The 24010-nt window shown below is 63.7% G+C and carries 23 protein-coding genes and 1 other annotated feature; of the genes, 14 read left to right on the top strand and 9 right to left on the bottom strand.

The genetic code is table 11. The features are described from left to right. Positions 1-247 precede the first annotated feature (247 nt). The 3 genes from N5A93_RS05455 to N5A93_RS05445 all read left to right on the top strand — a co-directional run bounded on the left by N5A93_RS05455 (position 248) and on the right by N5A93_RS05445 (position 3533). Positions 248-2158: a sensor histidine kinase gene (locus tag N5A93_RS05455; protein WP_268954277.1), complete on the top strand. Its 1911-nt coding sequence runs from the start codon at positions 248-250 to the stop codon at positions 2156-2158. Between the two features lie 107 nt (positions 2159-2265). Beyond that, positions 2266-2901, top strand: a complete 636-nt coding sequence (locus tag N5A93_RS05450) for a sigma-70 family RNA polymerase sigma factor (RefSeq protein ID WP_440590572.1) — start codon at positions 2266-2268, stop codon at positions 2899-2901. Next, positions 2898-3533 carry a ChrR family anti-sigma-E factor gene (locus N5A93_RS05445; RefSeq protein ID WP_268954065.1) on the top strand — a complete coding sequence of 212 codons (636 nt, stop codon included), beginning with the start codon at positions 2898-2900 and terminating at the stop codon, positions 3531-3533. Before N5A93_RS05450 ends, N5A93_RS05445 begins: the two co-directional genes overlap by 4 nt. A 16-nt stretch (positions 3534-3549) precedes the next feature. On the opposite strand, the gene N5A93_RS05440 is transcribed toward N5A93_RS05445, so the two are convergent. Then, a complete protein-coding gene (locus N5A93_RS05440; protein ID WP_268954064.1) occupies positions 3550-4275 on the bottom strand; it encodes an SDR family NAD(P)-dependent oxidoreductase in 726 nt (241 codons plus the stop codon). Further along, positions 4272-5048 (bottom strand): DUF1365 domain-containing protein, encoded by a 777-nt coding sequence (locus tag N5A93_RS05435; protein ID WP_268954063.1) that lies wholly within the window; start codon positions 5046-5048, stop codon positions 4272-4274. The genes N5A93_RS05440 and N5A93_RS05435 overlap by 4 nt, the downstream gene beginning before the upstream one ends. Before the next feature lie 161 nt (positions 5049-5209). Here N5A93_RS05435 and N5A93_RS05430 point away from each other — a divergent pair, with 161 nt between their 5' ends. From N5A93_RS05430 to dctP, 11 genes are all read left to right on the top strand, one after another. Then, a complete protein-coding gene (locus tag N5A93_RS05430; protein WP_268954062.1) occupies positions 5210-6553 on the top strand; it encodes an NAD(P)/FAD-dependent oxidoreductase in 1344 nt (447 codons plus the stop codon). Continuing rightward, positions 6492-7655: an SAM-dependent methyltransferase gene (locus N5A93_RS05425; protein WP_268954061.1), complete on the top strand. Its 1164-nt coding sequence runs from the start codon at positions 6492-6494 to the stop codon at positions 7653-7655. The genes N5A93_RS05430 and N5A93_RS05425 overlap by 62 nt, the downstream gene beginning before the upstream one ends. Then, complete coding sequence (locus tag N5A93_RS05420) at positions 7648-8142, top strand: chalcone isomerase family protein (protein WP_268954060.1); 495 nt, start codon at positions 7648-7650, stop codon at positions 8140-8142. The genes N5A93_RS05425 and N5A93_RS05420 overlap by 8 nt, the downstream gene beginning before the upstream one ends. Continuing rightward, entirely contained in the window at positions 8142-9368 is a 1227-nt protein-coding gene (locus N5A93_RS05415; protein ID WP_268954059.1) for an MFS transporter, read from the top strand. The genes N5A93_RS05420 and N5A93_RS05415 overlap by 1 nt, the downstream gene beginning before the upstream one ends. Next, positions 9365-9925, top strand: a complete 561-nt coding sequence (locus tag N5A93_RS05410) for a DUF3833 family protein (RefSeq protein ID WP_268954058.1) — start codon at positions 9365-9367, stop codon at positions 9923-9925. Before N5A93_RS05415 ends, N5A93_RS05410 begins: the two co-directional genes overlap by 4 nt. A 105-nt stretch (positions 9926-10030) precedes the next feature. Then, positions 10031-10088 (top strand) — a sequence feature (sul1 is cis-regulatory element that is thought to sense ions involved in sulfur or methionine metabolism; They are found in Alphaproteobacteria). Between the two features lie 72 nt (positions 10089-10160). Then, positions 10161-11651: a SulP family inorganic anion transporter gene (locus tag N5A93_RS05405; protein WP_268954057.1), complete on the top strand. Its 1491-nt coding sequence runs from the start codon at positions 10161-10163 to the stop codon at positions 11649-11651. 14 nt (positions 11652-11665) lie between these two features. Further along, the gene (locus N5A93_RS05400; RefSeq protein ID WP_268954056.1) at positions 11666-12523 is read left to right on the top strand and encodes a universal stress protein; all 858 of its coding nucleotides are present in this window, start codon (positions 11666-11668) and stop codon (positions 12521-12523) included. 37 nt (positions 12524-12560) lie between these two features. Beyond that, entirely contained in the window at positions 12561-13775 is a 1215-nt protein-coding gene (locus tag N5A93_RS05395) for an MFS transporter (protein ID WP_268954055.1), read from the top strand. Between the two features lie 195 nt (positions 13776-13970). Beyond that, positions 13971-14465, top strand: coding sequence for a TRAP transporter small permease subunit (locus N5A93_RS05390; protein WP_268954054.1), 495 nt, complete (start codon positions 13971-13973; stop codon positions 14463-14465). Further along, positions 14462-15787, top strand: coding sequence for a TRAP transporter large permease (locus N5A93_RS05385; RefSeq protein WP_268954053.1), 1326 nt, complete (start codon positions 14462-14464; stop codon positions 15785-15787). The genes N5A93_RS05390 and N5A93_RS05385 overlap by 4 nt, the downstream gene beginning before the upstream one ends. Positions 15788-15814: 27 nt before the next feature. After that, positions 15815-16900 carry a TRAP transporter substrate-binding protein DctP gene (gene dctP / locus N5A93_RS05380; RefSeq protein ID WP_268954052.1) on the top strand — a complete coding sequence of 362 codons (1086 nt, stop codon included), beginning with the start codon at positions 15815-15817 and terminating at the stop codon, positions 16898-16900. A gap of 61 nt (positions 16901-16961) precedes the next feature. Here dctP and N5A93_RS05375 read toward each other — a convergent pair whose 3' ends face one another. From N5A93_RS05375 to N5A93_RS05345, 7 genes are all read right to left on the bottom strand, one after another. Beyond that, positions 16962-17402 carry an NUDIX hydrolase gene (locus tag N5A93_RS05375; RefSeq protein WP_268954051.1) on the bottom strand — a complete coding sequence of 147 codons (441 nt, stop codon included), beginning with the start codon at positions 17400-17402 and terminating at the stop codon, positions 16962-16964. 234 nt (positions 17403-17636) lie between these two features. Next, a complete protein-coding gene (gene proX / locus N5A93_RS05370; protein WP_268954050.1) occupies positions 17637-18686 on the bottom strand; it encodes a glycine betaine/L-proline ABC transporter substrate-binding protein ProX in 1050 nt (349 codons plus the stop codon). Positions 18687-18809: 123 nt separating this feature from the next. Further along, on the bottom strand, positions 18810-19730 hold the full coding sequence (locus N5A93_RS05365) for an ABC transporter permease (protein ID WP_268954049.1): 921 nt from the start codon (positions 19728-19730) through the stop codon (positions 18810-18812). A gap of 14 nt (positions 19731-19744) precedes the next feature. Further along, entirely contained in the window at positions 19745-20992 is a 1248-nt protein-coding gene (locus N5A93_RS05360) for a quaternary amine ABC transporter ATP-binding protein (RefSeq protein ID WP_268954048.1), read from the bottom strand. A 135-nt stretch (positions 20993-21127) separates the two neighbouring features. Then, a complete protein-coding gene (locus tag N5A93_RS05355; RefSeq protein ID WP_268954047.1) occupies positions 21128-21976 on the bottom strand; it encodes an ABC transporter permease in 849 nt (282 codons plus the stop codon). Between the two features lie 11 nt (positions 21977-21987). Further along, positions 21988-22845: an ABC transporter permease gene (locus N5A93_RS05350; protein ID WP_268954046.1), complete on the bottom strand. Its 858-nt coding sequence runs from the start codon at positions 22843-22845 to the stop codon at positions 21988-21990. Further along, positions 22845-23948: an ABC transporter ATP-binding protein gene (locus tag N5A93_RS05345; RefSeq protein ID WP_268954045.1), complete on the bottom strand. Its 1104-nt coding sequence runs from the start codon at positions 23946-23948 to the stop codon at positions 22845-22847. The genes N5A93_RS05350 and N5A93_RS05345 overlap by 1 nt, the downstream gene beginning before the upstream one ends. Positions 23949-24010: the final 62 nt, after the last annotated feature.

Below are 24010 nucleotides of genomic sequence, written 5' to 3'. Positions count from 1 at the left end.
GACACGCCTTGCCGGGAGGCAAGGCGGGCAGAAACCGGTGGAACGTGGCGTTTCTTTCGCCATTATGGACAGGCGGGGCAGCAGGTGGCGCAAGACGTGGACAAAGGGACAGGAATAGCGGGGGGCGGGAAAAGGCCATGAGCCGTGGTGGCGCGCCCATACGGCCCGAAAGGGGTGTTGCTTGGCGATTCTGAGGCAGGTTCTGAGCTCGGTCAGGGTCAGGCTGCTGGTGATCGCTCTCTTGCCGATGCTGGTGCTGTTGCCGCTGTTGCTGGGCAGTTCGATGCTGCGCTGGGCGGGCAAGGTCGACGATATCCTGATCACCAAGGTCAATGGCGACCTGACGATCGCCAATCAATATCTGCAACGTTTGCTGGAACACTCGGGCGAGCGGCTGGAGGCGCTGGCGGGTTCGGTCGCATTGAACCGGGCGATGAATGACCCCGAGGCGTTGGCGACATTGCTGGCCGCAGAGCGCGAAAAGCTGGGGCTGGATTTTCTTTACCTGACCGATGGCACGGATGCGCCCGAGGGCTTCGCCCCCGGCGATTGGCCGGTGCTGGAAAGCGCGCTGAAAGGCGCGTGGCGCAGCGATGTGGACATCATGACCGGCGCCGAGCTTGAGACATTGTCGCCGGGTCTGTCCGGGCGCGCCGCGATCCGGCTGGTGGCGACCCGCGCGGCGGTGCCCACGGATCGCAGCGTCGAGGACCGGGGCATGGTGATCCATTCCGCCGCCCCCGTGCAGCGGCCCGGCCATGGCGGCCAGGGCGCGCTGGTCGGGGGGATGCTGCTGAACCGCAACCTTGATTTCATCGATACGATGAACGCGCTGGTCTATCGCGAACAGAGCCTGCCCGAGGGCAGCCAGGGCACGGCGACGCTGTTTCTGGAGGATGTGCGGATCTCGACCAATGTGCGCCTGTTCGAAGACGTGCGCGCGCTGGGCACGCGGGTGTCGGCGGCGGTGCGGGCGCGGGTTCTGGACATGGGCGAGACATGGCTGGACCGGGCCTTCGTGGTCAATGACTGGTATATCTCGGCCTATGAGCCCATCGTGGACAGCAAGGGGCAAAGGGTGGGGATGCTCTATGTGGGTTTCCTGGAGGCGCCGTTCCAGGCGGCCAAGACCAATTCGGTGGTCACGATCACCTTGTTGTTCGTGCTAATTGCGCTCTTGTCGGTGCCGATCTTCCTGCGCTGGGCGGGGCGCATCTTTTTGCCGCTGGAGAAGATGACCCAGACCATTGCGCGGGTGGAGGCGGGCGATCTCAATGCGCGCAACGCGCCGGCCGAGGACAGTGGCGAGATCGCGCAGGTGGCCGGGCATCTTGATGTGTTGCTGGATCAGGTGCAGGAGCGTGACCGCCAGTTGCGCGAATGGGCCGGGAGCCTTGAACGCAAGGTCGAGGAGCGCACCCGCGATCTGCGCGCCGCCAACCGCAAGCTGGAAAAGACCACCGAGCGGCTGATCATGTCCGAAAAGCTGGCCGCCGTGGGCGAGATCACCGCCGGCGTCGCGCATGAGATCAACAACCCCATTGCCGTGATCCAGGGTAATCTGGAAGTGGCGCGCAGCCTGCTGGCGCAGGACGAGGCCGAGAAGGTGGATACCGAGTTCCGCCTGATCGACGATCAGGTCTACCGGATCAGCGCCATCGTGTCGAAGTTGCTGCAATTCGCCAAGCCCGAGGAATATTCGGGCGCGGCCAACGTGATTTCCCCCGCCGATGTGGTGCGCGACTGTCTGGTGCTGACGCGTCACCAGATCGAGGCGGCGCATGTCGCCGTGGTCACGCATCTGGACAGCACCGGCGACGTATTGATCGCCCGCACCGAGCTGCAACAGGTGTTGGTGAACCTCATTCTGAACGCCGTGCACGCCATGCCCGGCGGCGGCACCCTGACGATTCGCGCCGGCGACAAGGACGGCGGCGTGGTGATCCATGTGGAGGATACCGGGCAGGGCATCGCACCCGAGGTGCTCAGGCGGATTTTCGATCCGTTCTTCACCACCAAGCAGGCCGAGGGCACCGGGCTGGGCCTGTCGATCAGCCAGACGCTGGTGAGCCGCGCCGGGGGCACGATCAGCGCGCGTTCGACGCCCGGAAAGGGCAGTGATTTCCGGATTTTCCTGCCCGCTTCGGCAACGCAGTAGACCGCGGGGCGTGCATGCGCGCGGTGATTGTGCGAAGCGTTTCCCGAGGCGCGGAAAAAACGGCGCGCGGAAATGATCCAACTTACATGCGCCTGCGTATTGGGTTTATGCTGATGCTTGACCTTGATACTTCGCGCGCCGGGCCGATTGTGCCCGTGATGCCCAGTGAAGAAGGGAAAAAGGTGTCGCAAGAGAAAACGGAACTATCACAGCAGACCGTCTGGATGTTGGCAGTTCGCGACGACCGGGACAGCGAAGCCTTTGCGGCGCTGTTCGATTTCTTCGCGCCGCGCCTCAAGGCATTCATCATGCGTTCGGGCGTGTCTGCCCATCAGTCGGAAGAGATCGTGCAGGACGTGATGCTGACAGTCTGGCGCAAGGCCGCGATGTTCGACCCGCACCGGGCACAGGTTTCGGCGTGGATCTACCAGATCGCCCGCAACCGGCAGATCGACATCCTGCGCCGTGAGCGCCGCCCCGTGCCCGAGGAACTGCACGAGGAACCGGGCAGCGAGGCGGATGCGAGCCAGATATTGGCGCTTGAACAGGAAGCGCGACGCTTGAAAGAGGCGCTGGGGCAACTCAAGGACGACCAGCGCGAGATCATCGAGAAGGCCTATATGGGCGATTTGACACATCAGGAAATCAGCGAGCAGACGGGTTTGCCGCTGGGCACGATCAAGTCACGTATTCGGCTTGGACTGGAACGCTTGAGACACGAGTTGAGGGAGCTCAAGCCATGAAACCCATTTCGCATCATATCCCCGACGCCATGCTGGCGGCCTATGCGGCGGGCAGTCTGCCCTATCCGTTCGCCATGGTGATCGCGAGCCATGTGTCGTTGTGCATCGAATGCCGCGCCGCGCTCGAGGCGCATCAGGGCATCGGTGGTGCGTTGCTGGAGTCGGCTGAAACGGTGGCTGTCTCGGACGGGTTGAAGGCCGATATCCTGTCGCGTCTTGACGAACCCTACACGCCCGAGCCCGTCCATGAGCGCAAGGGTGCGCTGCCCGGCCCGGTAATGAGCGCGCTGAAGGGGCGCGCGCCGCGCTGGAAGACGCTGGGCATGGGTGTGCGTCAGGACATTTTGCATGCGGGCAAGGACGGCTCGGTCCGGCTGCTTCATATCCCGCCCGGACAGGCGGTGCCCGATCACAGCCATAACGGGCTGGAACTGACGCTGGTCCTGCAGGGCAGTTTCAGCGACGAGACCGGACGGTTCGGCGTGGGTGACCTTGAGATCGCCGACGAGGATTTGGAGCACACGCCCATTGCCGATCCGGGTGACGCCTGCATCTGTCTTGCTGCGACGGATGCGCCGCTGCGGTTCCGCGCCTTCATGCCGCGCCTGCTGCAACCGATCTTCCGGATCTGACGCGCGCGGCGCGCGGTCAGCGGCCGCGATAGATCACGAGGTCGGGCAGATAGACCAGTGCGCGGATGAACCATGAGAAGGGCGCCGGGAAATCGGTGCGGAAACGGCGGCGCTGCATGGCGGCGAAAACCCGTTTCGCGGCGTCTTTCGGTTCCATCAGCATCGGCATGTGAAAGTCGTTCTTGTTGGTCAGCCGGGTCTTGATGAAGCCGGGATTGACGATGCGCACGGTCACGCCGCTGCCCCTCAGGTCATGGCGCATGGTTTCGGCAAGGCTTATCAGCGCCGCCTTGCTGGCACCATAACCGATGGCCGCGGGCAGGCCGCGATAGCCCGCTAGCGAACCGACAAGGGTGATGTCGCCCGCGTCGGCGGCGACGAAGCGGGGGACGATTTCGCCCAGCACGCGCATGGCACCGGTGAAGTTCACATCACATACCGTCAGCGCGGCGTCGCCGTCCCATTTTGTGGCGGGCATCGGCTCGTAAGCGCCGGCGTTGTAGATCAGCCCGTCAACCGGCCCGATGTCGGCGGCGGCATCGCGCACGGCCTGGAGATCGGTCACGTCAAGCGGCAGGACCCGCGCATCGCCGAGCGTGGCGGCGAGGCTTTCGAGGCGGCCGGCATTGCGCGCCGAGAGCACCAGCCGCGCCCCGGCGCCATCGAGCAATGCGGCCAGTTCGCGCCCCAGCCCCTCGCTGGCGCCGATCAGCCAGTATGTCTTTCCCGCGATGGCGCTCATTTGGTGGGCTCGCGGAAGGTCTGGCTGTCGGACAGCAATGTGTCTGGGGCAGGGGGCGGGCGCAGGAAGGGCGCGCGCTTGAAGTAAAGGATCAAGGCCTGCCAGTGGATCAGCGCCAGAACCCGCAACGCCCCCGTCGGACGGCGCAGCGCCGCCCAGAGCAGCGAACGGTTGGTGGCGCGCGCGCGCTTGCCGGTCAGGGTCGCCAACACGCCCTGATCGCCGTTCTCATAGGCGATACGGATCGCGATGGCATGCTCGGAGAAGCTGAAATTGAAACGGTAGCGCCCCGAGACCTGCTGAAACGGCGAGACATGCATGAGCTTTTGCGCCGTGATCGTTTCGGACGCCTTGATCGGGCGGAAATCGGGATGGGCGCAGAAATAGCAATGGCGGTCCCCGAACGTGTTGTTGACCTCGGCCACGAAGGCGCAGGGCGCGCCATCGCGCAGAGCGATCCAGAAGCTGACCGGGTTGAAATGGAACCAGAGGAAGCCGGGCTGTGTGAGCAGGCGGATATCGACCGTGTCGGGATCGAGCCCATGTCCGGAAAGCACCTCGCGAAACCACGCCGCCCCGCGCCCGGCCCCGCGCGGCCCGCCGTGATGCCTGTCGCGCAGCGACCAGAGGTTGAAACGGTTGCGCGAGATCAGCCCCGGCAATCGGTCCGCCTCGGGGTCGAGCATGACGTAATCGACGCCGTAGCGGAACGCGTTCACCACTTCGCCGCGGCGCGCATGGTAGGTCTGGCCCTGGATATGTTCGATCTTCATGGGAGTGATACGTGCCCCGTGCTCCTGCGGATCACCCGCGGGCGCTCGCGTCGCGGCGCGCTTTGAAACCGTGCAACCCCCTTGTCGTGGCGGGATTTTTTGATCCATGCGTTATCGGCCCTCGTAACAGGTGGAGATTTACAGGAATAGACGAGGCCCGGATGTTCGACCAAGCGCAGTTTCCCCGGAAGAAGATCGCCATCATCGGGGGCGGCATTTCGGGCCTTTCGGCCGCCTATTACCTTTCTTCGGATCACGATGTCACGATTTTCGAGTCGGCCCCGCGTCTGGGCGGACACGCGCGCACGGTGATGGCGGGCAAGAATGGCGATCAGCCGGTCGATACCGGCTTCATCGTGTTCAACTATGCGACATATCCCTTTCTGACCGGCCTTTTCCGGGAGCTCGATGTGCCCGTGATCAAGAGCGAGATGAGCTTTGGTGCGAGCATCGATAATGGCCGGCTGGAATACAGCCTGAGCAATCTGAGTTCGATGACCGCGCAGAAAAGCAACCTCATGCGCCCGCAATTCTATCGCATGATCGCCGACATCCTGCGCTTTGGCAAACGGGCCGAGGCGGCCGCGATGGATGACGACAAGACCATCGGCGAACTGGTGGACGAGCTGGGCCTTGGGGGCTGGTTCCGCGACAATTACCTCTTGCCGATGTGCGGCGCGATCTGGTCGACCCCGACGGAAGAGGTGGACCGCTTTCCCGCGCGCTCATTGGTGCAGTTCTTTCGCAACCACGCGCTTTTGGCGGGATCGGGGCAGCATCAGTGGTGGACGGTGAAGGGCGGAAGCATCGAATACGTGAAGCGTCTTCAGGCCGCGTTGGAAGCGCGGGGCTGCGATATCCATCTTGATGCGCCGGTGGCGCGCACCACGCGCGGGCCTGCCGGCGTGAGGGTGATGGCGCCGGGCGCCGGGGAGACCCCGTTCGACGAGGTGGTCCTGGCCTGTCATTCGGATCAGGCGCTGGCGATCCTTGGCGGTGATGCCAGCGAGGACGAGGCCGCGGCGCTGGGCGACATCCGCTATCAGGACAACCACGCCGTGCTGCATTGCGACCCCGGTCAGATGCCGAGGCGGCGCGCCTGCTGGTCAAGCTGGGTCTATCGCTCGCAAGGCGGCGCGATCGGAGTCACCTACTGGATGAACCGCTTGCAGGGTATCCCGGAAAGCGACCCGCTTTTCGTCACGCTGAACCCGTCGCGCGAAATCCCGGCAGAGTCGATTTATGACGAGGTCACTTTCGCCCACCCGGTGTTCGACAAGGCGGCGTTGCGTGCGCAGCGGCGCATCCGCGAGATGCAGGGGCGCAACCGCACATGGTTTGCGGGCGCCTATAACCGGCATGGTTTCCACGAGGACGGCATCGCCAGCGCGATGCGGATCGTGCGCGGGATCAATGCACAGGATCACACGAAAGGAAGCGAGAGTGCGTTTCACGAACAAGGCCCTGAGAGCGGAGTTCCTGTCGACATGCGAGCGCCTGCGTGACGGGCGGCTGACCCTGCGCACGCCCGAGGGCGAGCGCCATCACTTCGGCAGTTCCGGCCCCGAGGCAGAGATGGTCATCCATGACTGGGCGGCGGTTTCGGCCATGGCGGCGCATGGTCAGGTCGGGCTGGGCGAAGCCTATGTTGCGGGGCTGTGGGACACGCCTTCGGTCGAGGGGCTGACGCAACTGGCGATGCGCAACCGCGATCATCTGGGTGCCTATGACCACCCCAGCCTGCTGAACCGGGCGAAATTCCGTCTGGTGGACGGGGTGCTGCGCGCCAATTCAAGGCGCGGGGCGCAAAGGAACATCCGCGCCCATTACGATGTGGGCAACGAATTCTACCGGCTGTGGCTGGATGAAGGGATGACCTATTCGGCGGGGCTGTTCGACACGGGCGAAGAGGATCACGATCTGGCCCGCGCGCAGACCCGCAAGAATGCCCGCGTGCTGTCGCGGCTCGGGGCGGGCGAGCGGGTTCTGGAGATCGGCTGCGGCTGGGGCGGTTTCGCCGAGCAGGCCGTGGGCGAGGGGCGCGATGTCACCGGGGTCACGATCTCGCGCAACCAGCATGCCTATGCCCAGTGCCGACTTGACGGGCGCGCCGATATACAGCTGCGCGATTACCGCGACGTGGCGGGGCAATATGACAATATCGTCTCGATCGAGATGATCGAGGCGGTCGGCGCGCGCTACTGGCCGAGCTATTTTTCGATGCTCAAAAAGAACCTGGCCGAGGGTGGCCGGGTGGTGTTGCAGGCGATCACCGTGAGCGACGCGTTCCATGAACGCTACGCCGCGTCGTCGGATTACATCCGCCGTTACGTGTTTCCCGGCGGCATGCTGTTGTCGGACAAGGTGATTGCGCGTCAGGCCGCCGATGCCGGGCTGGAGCTGCGCGACAGTTTCGCCTTTGGTCAGGATTACGCACGCACCTGCCGGAGCTGGTCGCGGAGTCTGAGCGCGCAAAAGCGGCGGATCGCCGAAATGGGCCATGGCGAGGCGTTCTTTCGCAACTGGAAATATTATCTCGAGATCTGCGCGGCCTCCTTCGCGGTGGGTCATACCGATGTGGTTCAGGTGGAGCTGGCCCATGCGTAAGGCGATGCTGATCACGGCGTTGCTGGTTTGCCCGGCCATGGCCCAGGCGTCGATCGTCAAGTCGGTGCTGGCGGATGCGGAATTGCGTGGGGCGGCCATCTATCGCTTTATCGGCTTTCCGCTTTACGAGGCGCGGCTTTACACGCAGGACGGCGCGCCGCTGGACTGGAGCGAGGATTTCGGGCTGGAACTTGAATACCGGCGCAACCTGACCGCCTATGACCTGATCGAGGGCACGATGCGCGAATTGCGCCGCACCGGCGCGCCGCTGCCGGTGCGCGACCAGCTGGCGCAATGTTTCCGGGACGTGCAGGAGGGCGACCGCTATGCGGCGGTGTCGGATGGCCCCGACAGAATCGCGTTCTGGCGCAATGACCAGCGGGTCTGCACGGTGGCACATCCCGGCATCAAGGAAGGATTCATGCGGATATTCCTGGGCGAGAACAGTCGCTCGAGAAGTTTCACCCGCGCATTGAAGGGCGAGTGATGCGCTATCCGCGTGTCAGCCTTTACGCGATGATGCTGGCGGCGGCCGGCATTCCGCTTTACATCCACCTGCCGCGTTTTGCCTCGGTCAATCTGGGGATCGGGCTTGGGGTCATCGGCAGCGTGCTGCTGGTGATCCGGCTGATCGATCTGGTGCAGGATCCGCTGATCGGCTGGGCGATCGACCGCTGGCCGCGTGCGCAGGGCCTGTTCGCGATGTTGGCGGCGGGCGGATTGGCGGTGGGGTTTCCGCTGTTGTTCGCGCTTGAGGCCGGGCCGCATGTGGTCGCGCGGCTGATCGCGATCCTGGTGCTGCTGTTTTCGGCCTACAGCCTGGGCATGATCCTGCTTTATGGGCGCAGCGCCACGCTGGCGCGAGAGGGCACGGCGCAGGAACTGATGACGCTCGCCGCCTATCGCGAAGCGGGGATGCTGGCGGGCGTGGTGGTCGCGGCGATTGCGCCCGCGATCCTCATGGGGCTTGGCGCGGGAGCGCGGGGTTATCCGGCCTTTGGCCTGTTCCTTGGTGCGCTGGCGGTGGTGGTGGCACTGGTCACGCGGCCGGCATGGCGCCGCCCTGCGGTGCTGGGCGACCGCCTGTCGCTGGAGGGGCTGGGCGAGGCCGGGGCGCTCAGGCTGCTGGCGCTGGCGCTGGTCAACAGCCTGCCGGTGGCGATCACCTCGACGCTGTTCCTGTTCTTTGTCGAGGACCGCCTGCAGCTTGAAGGCATGGCGGGGCCTCTTCTGATCGTGTTCTTCCTGAGCGCGGGCCTGAGTGTGCCGCTTTGGGCGCGGATGAGCCAGCGGATCGGGTCGCGCCCGACGCTGCTGGTGGCGATGCCGCTGGCGATCCTGGGCTTTGTCGGCGCGGCCTTTCTGGCACCGGGCAATCTGATCGGTTTCGTGTTGATCTGCCTTGCCTCGGGGGCGGCACTGGGAGCGGATATGGTGATCCTGCCAGCGATGTTCTCGGTTGCGCTGACGCGTGCAGGGCTGAAGGCCTCGATGGCGTTCGGGATATGGTCCTTTGCGGGCAAGCTGGGGCTGGCGCTTGCGGCTTTCGCGGTGCTGCCGCTGCTGGAGGGGAGTGGATTCACCCCCGGAGAAATCAACGATGAAGGTGCTTTGAGTATGCTGAACTTTTCTTACGCCGTGCTGCCCTGCATTCTGAAACTTGCTGCGCTGGTGCTGGTGTTCCGCCTGCCCGCAGAGGCGCAGCCGGCATGAGCGCGCTGGCCGCCGTTCTGGCGCTGATCCTTGGCGCGCTTCTTGTGCGGGCGCGTTTCTTCAGCTTTCGCAGCCAGAAACCGGGCGACTATGCGGAGGGCGCGCCCGCCTTTTCGCTGCAAGAACATCTTTCGGGCGAGATCCTGTCGGAAGGGGTGATCTTTGGGCCCGACGGGCGGATGACAAACAGTTTCGTGGCGCGCATGTCAGGCAAATGGGATGGGGACGCCGGAGTCCTGAGCGAGGATTTCACCTATTCCAACGGCAGTCAGCAGGCGCGCGCCTGGCACATCACCCTGGGAAAGGGCGGACGCTTTACAGCGACGGCCGACGATATCCGTGGCGTGGCGCAGGGGCGGATATCGGGATCGACGGTGATGATGCGCTACAGGATCGTGCTGCCAAAGGAGGCCGGCGCGCATGTTCTGGACGTGACCGACTGGCTTTACCTGACGCGCGACGGTGCGATCATGAACCGCTCGCAGATGCGCAAGTTCGGGGTGACGGTGGCCGAGCTGGTGGCGACGATGCGCCCCGCTCCTGAAGCGCGTGACTAGCAGGCCGCAAGAGCGCCCGGTGCAGTGATCCGGGCAGGGGCGGCGAAACATGAGTTTCGCAGCTTGGCAATCGCGGGCGAAGCGACTATAGCCCGTCGCGACACGCAAGGAGCCGGGTGTGATCCCCGGCTGGCTCTTCCGGCCGCCGATCCGCCGGACAACCAAAACCCGCACCAGACCACACGGAAACCAAGACCGCACGTATCGCCGCGCGGCCCGAGGATACCAGACTTTCATGATGTCACTTACCCAATACCGCCGCCAATGGACCGGCAATATCCGTGGCGACCTGCTGTCCGGCCTTGTCGTCGCATTGGCGCTCATTCCCGAGGCGATCGCCTTTTCTATTATTGCGGGCGTCGATCCCAAGGTGGGGCTTTATGCCAGCTTTTCGATCGCGGTGATCACCGCAATCACCGGCGGGCGGCCGGGGATGATCTCGGCGGCGACGGCGGCGACGGCGGTGCTGATGGTCACGCTGGTGCGCGATCACGGGCTGGAATACCTGCTGGCCGCGACCGTTCTGGCGGGGCTTTTGCAGATCGGCGCGGGGTTCCTGCGATTGGGCTACGTGATGCGGTTCGTGTCAAAATCGGTGATGACCGGCTTTGTCAACGCTCTGGCGATCCTGATATTCATGGCGCAGCTGCCCGAGCTCGATCCGTCGAAAGTGCCGATGCTGACCTACGCGCTGGTCGCGGGCGGGCTGGCGATCATCTATCTTTTTCCGCGCATCACCACGGCGATCCCGTCGCCGCTGGTCACGATCATCGTGTTGACGCTGCTGACGGTCGCCATGGGCTGGGATGTCCGCACGGTGGGCGATATGGGCCAGTTGCCCGACACCTTGCCGATCTTCCTGATCCCGGACATTCCGCTCACATTCGAGACGCTTCGGATCATTCTGCCCTATTCCATCGCCGTGGCCGTGGTGGGCCTGTTGGAAAGTCTGATGACCCAGCAGATCGTTGATGACCTGACCGACACCAGCAGCGACCGCAACCAGGAATGCGTGGGCCAGGGGCTGGCCAATACCGCGACCGGATTCATCGGCGGGATGGCGGGCTGCGCCATGATCGGGCAGTCGATCATCAACGTGAAATCCGGTGGGCGCGGGCGGCTGTCCAGCTTCGCCGCCGGCGTCTATCTTCTGGCGATGGTGGTGGTGATCGGGGACATCGTTGCAATGATTCCGATGGCTGCGCTGGTGGCGATCATGATCATGGTCTCGATCGGCACGTTCTCCTGGTCTTCGATCAAGGCGCTGCGCGATCATCCGCGATCATCCTCGATCGTGATGCTGGCGACGGTATTCTTCGTGGTCTATACCCATAACCTTGCGATCGGTGTGCTGGTGGGCGTGCTGTTGTCGGGCATCTTCTTCGCCTGGAAGATATCGCAACTGTTCCGGGTCCGCACGGAGATCACGGCGGACGGGATGCACCGCACCTATCACATCGAGGGGCAGCTGTTCTTTGCCTCGGTCGAGGATTTCATGAAGGCATTCGACTTCAAGGAAGCGCCCGAGAAAGTGACGATTGATGTCAGCCGCGCCCATATCTGGGATATTTCATCGGTTGCAGCGGTGGACATGGCCGTGCTCAAGTTCCGTCGCGAGGGGGCCGATGTGGAGATCATCGGCATGAATGAGGCCTCGGAGACGATTGTCGACCGGCTGGCCATTCATGACAAGCCGGGGGCGATGGATCGCCTGCTGGGCCACTGAAGGGGAACGGATTCATGAGTACGAATACACTGATCGCGCTTGTCGACGGCTCGGCCTATTCCGAAAGCGTCTGCCACCACGCAGCCTGGATCGCCGGGAAGAATGACTGGAAGGTGAAGATCTATCACGTCATGGGCCGCCGCGAGGGGGTCGAGGGCCAGGACCTGAGCGGCGCGATCCGGCTGGGCGCGCGCACCGCCCTTCTGGCGCAGCTTTCCGAACTGGATGAGGCACGCGCCAAGCTGGCGCATGAGCATGGGCGCGCGATCCTTGACGACGCAAGGGCGATTGTCGAAGGCGATGGCGATATCGAGGTCGAAACCCGACTGCGCCAGGGCGATCTGGTCGAGACCGTCACCGCCAAGGAAGAAAGCGGCGAGATGATCCTGATCGGCAAGCGCGGCGAGGCGGCGGCGCTGGCGATGGAGCATCTCGGCTCCAACCTGGAACGGATCGTGCGCGCCAGCCACAAGCCGGTTTTCATCGCCAACCGCGCGTTCAGGCCCGTCGAAAAGGTTCTGGTCGCCTTCGATGGCGGGGCCTCCTCGCTCAAGGCGGTGGATTATATCTCGCGTAGCCCGCTTTTTGTGGGGCTGAAGGTGACGCTGGTCTTCGCGGGCAAGGACACGCCCGATATCCGAAAGGCGCTTGAAGGGGCGCATGCAACGCTGAAGGCGGGTGGCAGCGATGTCGAGATCGAGATCCGCAGCGGCGATCCGGAAGCCGTTCTGGGTGAGATCGCCCTGGAGGGCGAGCACGGCTTGCTGGTGATGGGGGCCTACGGGCATTCGCGCGTGCGCAGCCTGATGATCGGTTCGACCACGACCGAGATGCTGCGATCCTGCCGGGTGCCGGTTCTGATCATGCGATGACACAGGGTCCGGTCAAGGAAAACAAGACTGAACCGAGATGCTGACTTTCCTGCGCGAGAACCTGCGCTGGCTGGCCAGCGGAGTGTTGCTGACTTTCGCCTCGGCCTTTGGGCAGACGTGGTTCATTTCTTTGTTCGCGGGGGCAATCAAGACCGAATACGGGCTGAGCGACGGTAGCTGGGGCGGTCTTTACACGGTCGCAACCCTGACATCGGCGGCGCTGTTGTTCTCGCGCGGATCCATTGTGGATACCGTGCGGCTGTCACGGCTGGCCCCGGCGATTGCGGTGGCTTTCGCGCTGGCGGCGCTTGGCATGGCGATGGCGCGCAATATCTGGTTATTGGGTTTGTGCCTCTTCCTGTTGCGGTTCTGCGGGCAGGGCATGTTCAGCCATATCGCGTTGACCGCCATGGGGCGCTGGTTCGAGGCGCGGCGCGGGCAGGCGGTGGCGATCACCAGCCTCGGCCATCCGGCCGGTGAGATCGTGATCCCGCTGCTGGCGGTGCTGGCCATCGCCGGGATCGGCTGGCGGCCGACATGGACCGGGGTCGCATGCCTGCTGGTGCTGGTGGTCGCACCGCTGTTGTGGGTGCTGCTGGCCGAAGAGCGCGCGCCGGAGGGCGCAGAGGGCGGCGGCGCACGACCCGGCCTGATGGGGCACCAATGGAGCCGGCGCGACGCCGCGCGCCACTGGCTGTTGCCCGCATTGATGCCGACCTTGCTGACGCCGGGGTTCATCGGCACCGTCGTGTTCTTTCACCAGGTTCATGTCGCGGATGTGAAGGGCTGGACGCTGGTCGCCATGGCGCCGGGGTATTCGGCCTATGCAACAAGCGCGGTGGCCTCGGCCTTTGCCGCAGGCTGGGCGGCGGACCGGTTCGGGGCGCAGAACCTGCTGCCCGCGCTGCTGTTGCCCATGGGGTTGGGAATCGCGTTGATATGGCCCGCGCAGGAGGTGATCGCCTGGCATGTCGCACTGGGCGTGATCGGCGTCACGCAGGGCATGGCGGGCGCATTGTGGGGTGTCTTGCTGCCGGTCGCCTACGGCACCCGCCATCTGGGCGCGATCCGGTCGCTGGCGACGACGGTCATGGTGGTTTCCACCGCGATCGGCCCCGGGCTGACCGGCATCCTGATCGATGCCGGAACCGACTTTCCGACACAGTGCCTTTTCATGGGTGCATGGTGCGTCGCGTTGTCGCTGGGATCGCTGGCGATCACTCGCAGATTGAGCCGCGAACTGGACGCCTGAACGAAGCTTGAGCGAACTTCGCCAGCCCCGGCAAGGTGAGATCGCAGCGGGGTCGTTGACGCCACGGCCCGTATGCAATTGCGCACCGATTCGCTTGAACTCCGTGTTGAATCAGGCCAGTCTCTGCGCGTCTGTGAGTGGTTCAGCCGGGTCGGTGATTCTGGCGACGTCATACCGCCCGGGGAGGAGATCTGCATGATAGTGCGCGCGATCAGCGGGCTGAACGAGATCGTGGGACGGATCGTCTCGGTCATTGCGGTCGGATTCGCGGTGATCATCATCTATGATGTCGTTCTGCGCTATGTGTTCAGCGAGCCGACCCGATGGGCTTACGATGTCTCCAAGCAGATGTTTGGTTTCTATTTCGTCATGCTGGGTGGTTATGCCTTGCGCCACAAGGCCCATGTCAGGGTGGACATCGTTACCGAAAAGCTGGGCCGCGGGGCGCAGCGCGTGGCCGAACTGCTGGGCTATGTGATCTTTTTCTTTCCGTTCGCCTGGGTGTTCCTGACCCGCTCTTGGGAGTTCGCGGCGCGATCCTGGGCCCAGGGCGAGGTTACATATGGCGCGATCCAGATGCCGGTCTATCCGCTCAAGATGGCGATGTGCCTGGCGGCGGCCCTGCTGTTGCTGCAAGGGATCGCAGAGGTCATCAAACTGATCTTCGACCGGCAGGAGGCCGCTGAATGAATCCCGAACTCATTGCCGTCCTGATGTTCGGCCTGCTGATCTCGGGCCTGTTCCTCGGACATCCGCTGGCCTTTGTTCTGGGCGGCACCGCCGTGCTGACGGCGATCATCGCGGGCAAGCCGATGGTGCTTGGCATCGTGATCAACCGCATTTTCGGCGATGTGCTCGACAACTACACGCTGATCGCGATCCCGCTCTTCGTGCTGATGGCGCGGTTCCTGTCGGATTCAGGCGTGACGGACCGAATGTTCGAAACCCTGCGCCTGCTTATGAGCCGGGTGCGCGGGGGGTTGGCGCTGGCGGTGGTGTTCATCTCGATCCTGCTGGCGGCGACCACGGGCATCATCGGGGCCTCGATCACCGTGATGGGCGTGATGGCCCTGCGCCCGATGCTGCAATATGGCTATGCGCAATCCCTGACCACCGGGGTGATCGCGGCGTCGGGCTGCCTCGGTATCCTGATCCCGCCCTCGATCATGCTGATCCTGATGGCCAGCTATTCGCCGCTGTCGGTGGGCGAGCTGTTCGCGGGGTCGATGCTTCCGGGTGTGCTTCTGGGGCTGAGCTATGCGCTTTATGTCTATGTGATTTCGGTGTTTCGCCCGGACCTGGCCCCAGCGGTCGAACCCGACGAGAAGATCGGCCGCGCCGCGCTGTTGCGGATGCTGCTGCTGGAGGCGCTGCCGCCGCTGGTTCTGATCTTCGGGATACTCGGCTCGCTGCTGGCGGGGATTGCGACGGCGACCGAGGCGTCGGCCATCGGTGCGGCGCTGGCGTTGCTGATCGTGATCCTGCGCGGCAAGTTCCGTCTGAACTCCTTTTACGGGGCGATGCTGGAAACCGGGCGGACATCGGCGATGATCCTGTTCATCGTCTTGGGGGCCACGGCCTTTACCGGGGTGTTCAACATCACCGGCGGTCTGCGCGCCACGCAGGAACTGATCCGCGCGATGGACATGGAGCCCTGGATGCTGATCACCGTGATGATGGGGATCGTGTTCATCCTGGGCGCGTTCCTCGACTGGACCGGGATCGTGCTGCTGTCCTTCCCGATCTTCCTGCCGATCATCCAGGAGATGCCGGACGTCAACCTGCTCTGGTTTGTCGTGCTGATGGCGGTCGTGCTTCAGACATCGTTCCTGACGCCACCATTCGGCTATGCGCTGTTTTATCTGCGCGCCATTGCTCCACGCGAGGTGCGAACAGGTGCGATCGTCCGCGGCGTGCTCCCGTTTATCGGGCTCATCGTTGTGATGTGTGTGCTTGTCGCGGTTTTCCCGGCGCTCGTCACGTGGCTGCCGGATGTTCTTTATACGAGGTAACTTCTAAACCATGAAAGGGAGAAGATTATGACCATTAAAGCAATTGCGTTCGCGGCAAGCGCGGCAGGCGCGTTGGCCGCACAGGCAACCGCGCAGGAGAGTTGGACAATGACGACGACCTGGCCGTCGTCGCTGGAACTGATCGAGACCGACCGGCATTTCGTCGATCTGGCCAACAAGCTGACCGCCGGTGAGCTGACGATCGAGTTCTTCGAAGGCGGCGCGATCGTCCCGGCGGGCGAGGTCTTTGGCGCGGTCGAATCCGGCACCATCGAGGCCGGTGCCGATTGGCCCGGTTACTGGGCCGGGCGCGATGCGGCGTTTTCGCCCCTGGCGACGACTCCCAGCCTGTTCAACGCGGTCGATTACGTGAACTGGATCCAGCAATGGGGCGGTGCCGATCTTTATAACGAGATCTACGGCAATTACGGCATGGTCTATCTGCCTTACGGCGTGACCAACAACGAATCCGGCTTCCGCACCAACGAGCCGATCGTCAGCCTCGACGACCTGCAAGGCAAGCGTCTGCGCCTGTCGGGCCTGGAGCAGGGCAAACTGCTTGAGCGTCTCGGCGGCAATCAGGTGTCCATGGCGGGCGGCGAGATCTATCAGGCGCTTGAGCGCGGCGTGATCGACGGGGCCGAATTCTCGACCCCGAATGTCGACTGGTCGGGTGGCTTCCAGCAGGTCACGCAATACTGGGCGACGCCCGGTTGGCACCAGTCCGCATCGGTGTTCGGCGTGATGATCAACAGGTCCGCCTGGGATGCGCTGAGCCCCGAAACGCAGGAGAAACTGCAGATCGCGGCGGATGCGACGCTGGTGTGGTCGCTTGCCTTCACCGAGAAGCGCGCCACTGAAGCCTATGCGAAATTCGACGAAGCCGTCGAGATCAACCGCTATGACGACGAAACGCTGGCCCGCGTTCAGGAAATGGCCAACGAGGTGATCGTCGAGACCGCCTGCGCCAATCCGAATTCGGCGAAGGTTTATCTGAGCATGGTGGAATACCTGGATGACTACGCCCAGTGGCGCGATGCGTCGGCACCGTTCAACCTTGGGCGCACGCCCGATGGCCCCGATGCCGAAGCGCTGCGCGAATGCGTGCAGTAAACACTGCGATCACGTAGAAAAGGATGCCCGCCGGTTCTGGCGGGCATCTTCGATTCCGGGGTCATGTCCGGCGCAGTGCCGCAGCCTCGTGCGCGACGCGCAAGACATCGGGAGCGAGCGCCGCGTCGACGCGGTTCAGTTTGTCGAGGGTGAACCAGCGCGCATCGAGCGCATCGTCGCCAGCCACTGGAGATCCCGAAATCCATTTGCATAGCACTGCGATCAGGATGAAATGCCGCCCAAGCGTGCCTTGGCCGTCGCGCTCGAACACATCGAAAGCGGTGACTACCTGCTGCGCCTCAGCCCGAATGCCGGTTTCCTCGAAGAGTTCGCGCAGCGCGGCATTGCTGACCGTCTCACCCTGTTCGATCTTGCCGCCCGGAAAACCCCAGCGGCCCGCATTCGGGGGATTGCCCCTGCGCACCAGCAGCACCCGACCGTCGTGGATGACGGTGGCGATGATGGCGGCGATGGGGCGGGGCGGGACGGGTGGTGTGGTCAAGGACGGCCTCGTTTCGTGGGGTCAGGACCGGTTGCGTCGCGGCTGGCCGGCATGTTTCCCACCGGTTCTATGCGAGTGCGCGCGCACTGACGAGCGATTCATTCCTGCTGTCGGGTCGCGCCGAAGGCAGTGAGGCCAAAAAAAAGAATGCCTGCGCACCGATGGGCGCGCAGGCTTTCGCAGATGGGCGGGCCGGCCGGGGTTCCGCGTTGAAATCCCGGTCGGCAGTCGCCGTTACATGCTGGCCGCCTCGCGTGCCGCATCGAGCCAGCCGTCGACCGTGTCGCGGTTGTTCTCGATCCAGGCTGCGGCCTGCTCTTCAAGATCTTCCGGGCTGTCCGCGCCATCGTTCATCATGGCGTTCTGATCGAAGATCGCGCTGATCGGAATTCTGGCCTGGCGCAGAAGCTCGGCGGCTGCCGGGTTCTCTTCCAGGAAGTCCGAATTCGCCACAGGCCGGATATCGTTGGCGGGCCAGCCCAGATCACAGGGCTGTTCGCCGCGGCAGCCTTCGAGGCTTTCGACGGTGGTGGCATCGGCCAGATCCGCCTGATCCTCGGGCAGTTTCGTTTCCTTCATCTGAAGCCAGACCACGTCTTCGCCCGGCACCAGTTCGCCCACGGTCCAGTTCGGGGTCCATGTGTAGAAGAAGATCGGCTCTCCGTTCTGATACCGGCCAAGCGCATCGGCCATCGATGCGGAATACCCCGCCTTGATGGCGTTGAAGTCGTCGCCCCAGTCATAGGCTTCGAAATGGTGCGAAATCACCGTTTCACAGCCCCAGCCCGGCGGGCAGGCGACAAGATCGGCTTTGCCGTCGCCATCGGCATCGAAGAGTTCCTGGATATCGTCCTTCGTGATGTCCGAGACATGGGTAATGTCATGCTCTTCGGCGGTTTTCTTGTCGATCAGGTAGCCCTGAAGCGCGCCGCCCTTGGCGACATAGCCGATTTTTTCGGCGCCGTTCTCGAAGGCATCCTCGTAAGAATTATGCAAGGGGAACCAGCCGTTGACCCAAAGGTCCACATCGCCCTGCGCCACGGTCTGGTAGAAGGGCGGGTTGTCGAGCGTGGTGATGCGCGACACCTCGTAGCCCAGCTCCTGAAGCATCTGGCTGTAGATTTCGGCCTGCCACCAGCCGGTATCCCAGCTGGCGCGCGCCATGTCGATGCTGACGCCTTCGCCGGGCATGCTGTCCTGGGCGGGCGCCATGGTGGGCATGGCCACAAGGGCGGCAACGGCCATCGTGGTCGTCGTTTTCAGGATCGCTTTCTTGTTGATCATCGCGAAAGTCCTCCTTCTTCTGAGGTTGTCGCCGCACCGGCGTTTCGCGCGCCGGGGGCGGATCAGCGGTCATGCCGGCAGTGCATGACCACATGGGATGAATGTCACGGGCACGCGTCGTTGTCAGCCATGTGACGCCGCTGCCGGTGCCCGTTTACGAAAGAACGATTTCAGCGTCTTCAGCAGCCCCGGCGATTGCGGGGTGGCATCGCTGCCGAGCGCCTGCGTGATCCGGTCGAGGATCATCGCCAGCAGCACGATCCCCAGGCCGCCTTCTGTGGCCGCCCCGACATCGAGCCGCCCAAGGCCGGTATAGACGGTCAGGCCAAGCCCGCCCGCGCCGATCAGGGCCGCGATCACGGTCATGGACAGGGCCAGCATCAGGGTCTGGTTCAGCCCTGCCATGATCGTGCGCAGCGCCAGCGGCAACTGGACCTCCCAGAGCACCTGCCTTGGCGAGGAGCCGAAGGCATAGGCGGCCTCGATCAGGTCGGCGGGAACCGAACGGATGCCAAGATTGGTCAGGCGGATGATAGGCGGCAGCGCAAAGATGATCGTGGCGATGATGCCCGGCGTCATGCCGACGCCGAACAGCATCACGATCGGCACAAGGTAAACGAAGGGCGGGATCGTCTGCATGATATCGAGCACCGGGCGGATGCCCTTTTCGAACCCGTCGCGCCGCGCCGCCGCAATGCCGAGGGGCACGCCCACAAGCGCGCAGAACAGAACCGCGGTCAGGATCATCGCCAGCGTGGTCATGGTCTGCGACCAGACGCCGATCAGATCGACCACCGCGAGGCTGACAAGGGTAAAGATTGCCAGGCCACGGCTGGCCACTCTCCAGGCGACAAGCGCGAGGACGATGGCGAAAACCGGCATCGGGATGGCCTGCAGGCCGTTGTCGAACCCCTCGAGCACCAGCGAGATCGGGGCCTGGATGGCCTGAAAGACCTCGCGGAAATTGGGCACGAGCCAGCCCTTGATGGCGGCCTCGACCCAGGCATCGAGCGGGATTTCAAAGCTGTCGGATGGTTGCCACATGGTCAATCCCCCATTCACGCCGAAAGCGCAGGTGCCGCATCCGCGGAATGCTCGTCCGCAGGGGTGCCCGGCGCGCGTGGCGTGGTGTTATCCTGTGCGAGAAGGTCGAACACGGCTTCGGGCGTGACCACGCCAATGAATTCGCCGCTGTCGTCGGTTATGGCGACCGGCAGGCCCGAGCGGCAGGCGCCGTAAAGCGAGGAGAGCCGCGTATCGGGCCGCGCGGTCGGGGCTTCATGTTGCAGCGCATCCCCGAGCGACGCGCCGCGCCGGCCTTCGACCTGCGCAAGCGAGCGGCGGGTGACGATCCCGGCAAGTTCGCCCTTGGCCAGGACATGCAGGCTGTCGCGGCGAAGATCGTCAAGCCGCCGGCGTGCGGTGGAGGGGTCGTCGTGGTCGAGGTCGAGCGCCTCGGGGACATCCATGACACTTTGCGCATCGAACACCCGCGCACGGTCGATATCCTGCGTGAAGGCGGCCACATAGTCATCTGCGGGGTTGCCGACGATCTCTTCTGCCGTGCCCACCTGAACGAAGCGGCCTTCCTTCATGATGGCGATCCGGTCGCCCAGGGTCAGCGCCTCGTCAAGGTCGTGGGTGATGAAGACGATGGTTTTCTTCAACTCGCGCTGAAGGGCCAGCAATTCGTTCTGCATGTCCCTGCGAATGAGCGGATCGAGGGCAGAGAACGGCTCGTCCATCAACAGGATCTCGGGATCGACCGCGAGGCCGCGCGCCAGCCCGACACGCTGCTGCATGCCGCCCGAGAGGGCCGCGGGCCGACTATCGCCCCAGGCCGAAAGCCCGACCTTGTCCAGCGCGGCGCGCGCGCGATCACGCCGTTCGTCCGGCGCAACCCCGGCGATCTTGAGTCCGTATTCCACGTTTTCGAGGACGGTCTTGTGCGGGAACAGCGCGAAGTGCTGAAAGACCATGGTGATCTTTTCAAGCCTGAGCCTGCGCAGCGCCGCCGCGTTGGCGGTGCAGACATCCTCGCCGTCAAGATAGATGGCGCCGTCACTGGCATCAATGAGGCGGTTCAGCATCCGCACGAGGGTGGATTTTCCGGAGCCGGACAAGCCCATCACGACGAAGACCTCGCCTTCGGCGACGGAAAAATCGACGGAGTGGACTCCGATTGTTTGTCCGGTTTGGGCAAGAACCTCGTCCTTGGTCTTGCCACTTCGGATGAGTTCGAGTGCCTCATCCGGGTCGTCTCCGAACACCTTGGAAAGGTTTTCAGCAACGATTTTGTCAGTCAAACAAAGCCTCCAAGCCCATTGAAATGGGTTAAGCCGACATGATGTTTCGATATGAGGGCCATATGGCAGCCAAGAAACGGTCTTTCAACCCCGTGTCCCGGAACGGGCCGGAAGCAGGCGCAAGAGTGGTGCCCGCTAGCGGCGCTGGAACATGATCATCACCAGTGCCAGCAGGCTCGACCCCAGCATCAACAGCAGCGACACGGCATTGAGCAGTGGTGTCGATCCTTCCTTGAGCCGGTCGAACATGGCGATGGTCAGCGGCGCGTCGGAGCCCACCAACATCAGCGTCGTGTTGAAATTCTCGACGCTCATCAGGAACGCGACCACGAAGGCGCCGACAATGGCGGGCATGAGGAACGGAATCGTGATGGTGCGCACCGCCGTTAGGTGACCCGCGCCAAGGTTGAGCGCGGCCTCTTCCAGCGTGCGGTCGAATTTCTGAAGCCGTGCGGCGATCACCAGCGTCGCGATCGTGGTGATGAACGAGAACTGCCCCAGCACCACCAGCACCAGTCCGGGGCGCAATCCCTGAAGGTCCAGATTGGCCATGTCCGAGGCGGCCTTGGCGACGGTGGAGGAAAACACCAGGATCGAGATGCCCAGCACGATCCCCGGAATGACCAGTGGCAGCAGCATCAGAACATAGAGCAGCCCCCGCCCGCGAAACTCGTAGCGGTTGAACAGAAACGCATTGGTGGTGCCCACCCCGACGGCCAGCACCGAGACGCACAGCCCCACGAAGGCGGATGTGCCGATGGCGCGCAGGATGGGGCGCTCGTGGAAAACGCCGATCATCGGTCTTTCGTCGCCGAAGAACCAGGCCCAGGTGAACCCCTCCCAGGGCAGCGAGGGGAACTGGCTGTCATTGAAGGCGAAGACCGCGACCACCGTGAGGGGCAGCGCGAGGTAAAGGAAGAACAGCACGACATAGGCCATATAGGCGGCGCGGATCGTGCGGCTTTGGGGAATCGTGGGGATCATCGCGCCTCTCCTCAGCCCATGGTCTTTTCAAGCGTCTGTCCGGTCAGCCGAAGCGTGCCCCAGACAATGACCGACGAGAGGATCAGCAGCATGAAGCCAAAGGCCGCGCCCAGCTCCCAGTTGAAGCGGACGATGAACTGCGAATAGATCAGCTCGGTGAACCAGAGGCTGTCCTTGCCGCCCAGCATGATCGGGGTGAGGTAATTGCCCAGCGACAGCATGAACACCACGATCGAGCCCGACACGATGCCGGGCATGGCATGGGGAATGACGATCTCGCGCAGGATCGAGGGGCCGGAACCGCCAAGATCGTAACCCGCCTCGATCACCGAATCGTCAAGGCTGTCGAGCGTCGTCACCAGCGGGACCACCATGAACAGCATCGAGGTATAGACCAGCCCGACCATGATCGCGACATCGTTGTAAAGCATCTCGACCGGCCCATCGACCAGCCCGGCCCATTGCAGCAGCGACGAGAACAGACCCGTTTCGCGCAACAGGATCATCCAGCCGAAGGTGCGCACCAGTTCCGACACCCAGAACGGCACGAGACAGAGCAGGAACAGCGCTGAGCGCACCCGCCCGCGCGCCATTTTGGCGATGTAATAAGCGACGGGAAAGCCGATCAGCAGCGTGAGCGCGGTGGCCATCACCGACATGACGGCGGTGCGCGCGAAGGTCCAGAGGTAAAGCGGCTCGTCGATGAAACTGCGGTAATTGGCAAGGCTGATGGCGTACTCGCCGACTCCGACACGTTCGCGCAGCGACACGAGGAACATGTCCACATGCGGAATGAGGATCAACAACGAAAGCCACAGCAGGAGCGGTGTCAGAAGCAGCACGAAGCCCACTCGATGCGCCGCCTGCATCAGGCAGCTCCCGCCGCGAAACAGTTGCCCTGTTCACTGGACCATCCGACATGCACCCTGTCGCCGCGCGACAGATGCGCGAACTCGCCCGATTGGGGCAGGGCGACCTCGATTTCCTCGCCGCCATTGTCGGGGCGAAGAAGAATGCGGCTGGCCGCGCCGTTGAACAGCAGGCTCGTCACTTCGCCCGACAGGCGATTGTCGAAATGGGCGATATCGGCCTCACCCTGGCCAAGGCGGATCGCTTCGGGGCGCACGAAAATATCGGCCTCTTCGCCATCCGACAGGGCGCGGCCATGGCTGTTGCCGCACAGATCAAGCCCGCTTTCGCTACGCAGGCGCAGGCTGTCGCCCGAGACGGAGTCGACGCGACCGCGCCAGCGGTTGCTGTCACCGACGAAGCTGGCGACGAAAGGTGTCTGAGGGCGGTAGTAAAGGTCGCGCGCGCTGCCGATCTGCTCGAAACGGCCGGCATTCATCACCGCGATATTGTCGGACATGACCAGTGCTTCGCTCTGATCGTGGGTGATGTAGACGAAGGTCGTATCGAACGCGCTTTGGAGCGCCTTCAGTTCGATCTTCATATGTTCGCGCAGCTTCAGGTCAAGCGCGCCAAGCGGTTCGTCAAGCAGCAGCACATCGGGTTCCAGCACCATGCAACGGGCGATGGCGACGCGCTGTTTCTGGCCGCCTGACAACTCATCGACCTTGCGCGCTCCGATACCGGGCAGGCCGATCCGTTCCAGGACCTCGCCCACCTTGCGGGTGATCTCGGGTTTTGGCACGCCCTGACGGCGCAGCCCGTAGCCGATATTCTCGGAAATGTTCATCATCGGGAACAGCGCGAGATGCTGGAACACCATGTTGACCGGGCGCTTGTTGGGCGGTGCATCGAGCACCGAGCGACCCTTGATCCGGATATCGCCGCTGGTGGGCGCAAGGAACCCCGCGATCATCCGCATGATCGTTGTCTTCCCGCAGCCCGACGGCCCGAGGATGGAAAAGAACGACCCCGGCGGCACTTCGAAGGAGACGTTCGCGACGGCGGAGGTGTCGCCGAAACGCTTCGTCAGGTCGGTGCATTCAAGATCGGCAATCGTCATGTCGTCGCGGTCCTTCAAAAATGAAGAAGCCCCCGCCGCTTGAGCGGGGGCCTCTCTGGGTT

It is taken from the genome of Roseovarius salincola, from assembly GCF_026891095.1.
GTDB lineage: Bacteria > Pseudomonadota > Alphaproteobacteria > Rhodobacterales > Rhodobacteraceae > Roseovarius > Roseovarius salincola.
The sequence above is the reverse complement of the archived record's forward strand: the minus strand, read 5'-3'. Positions and strand labels throughout refer to the sequence as shown.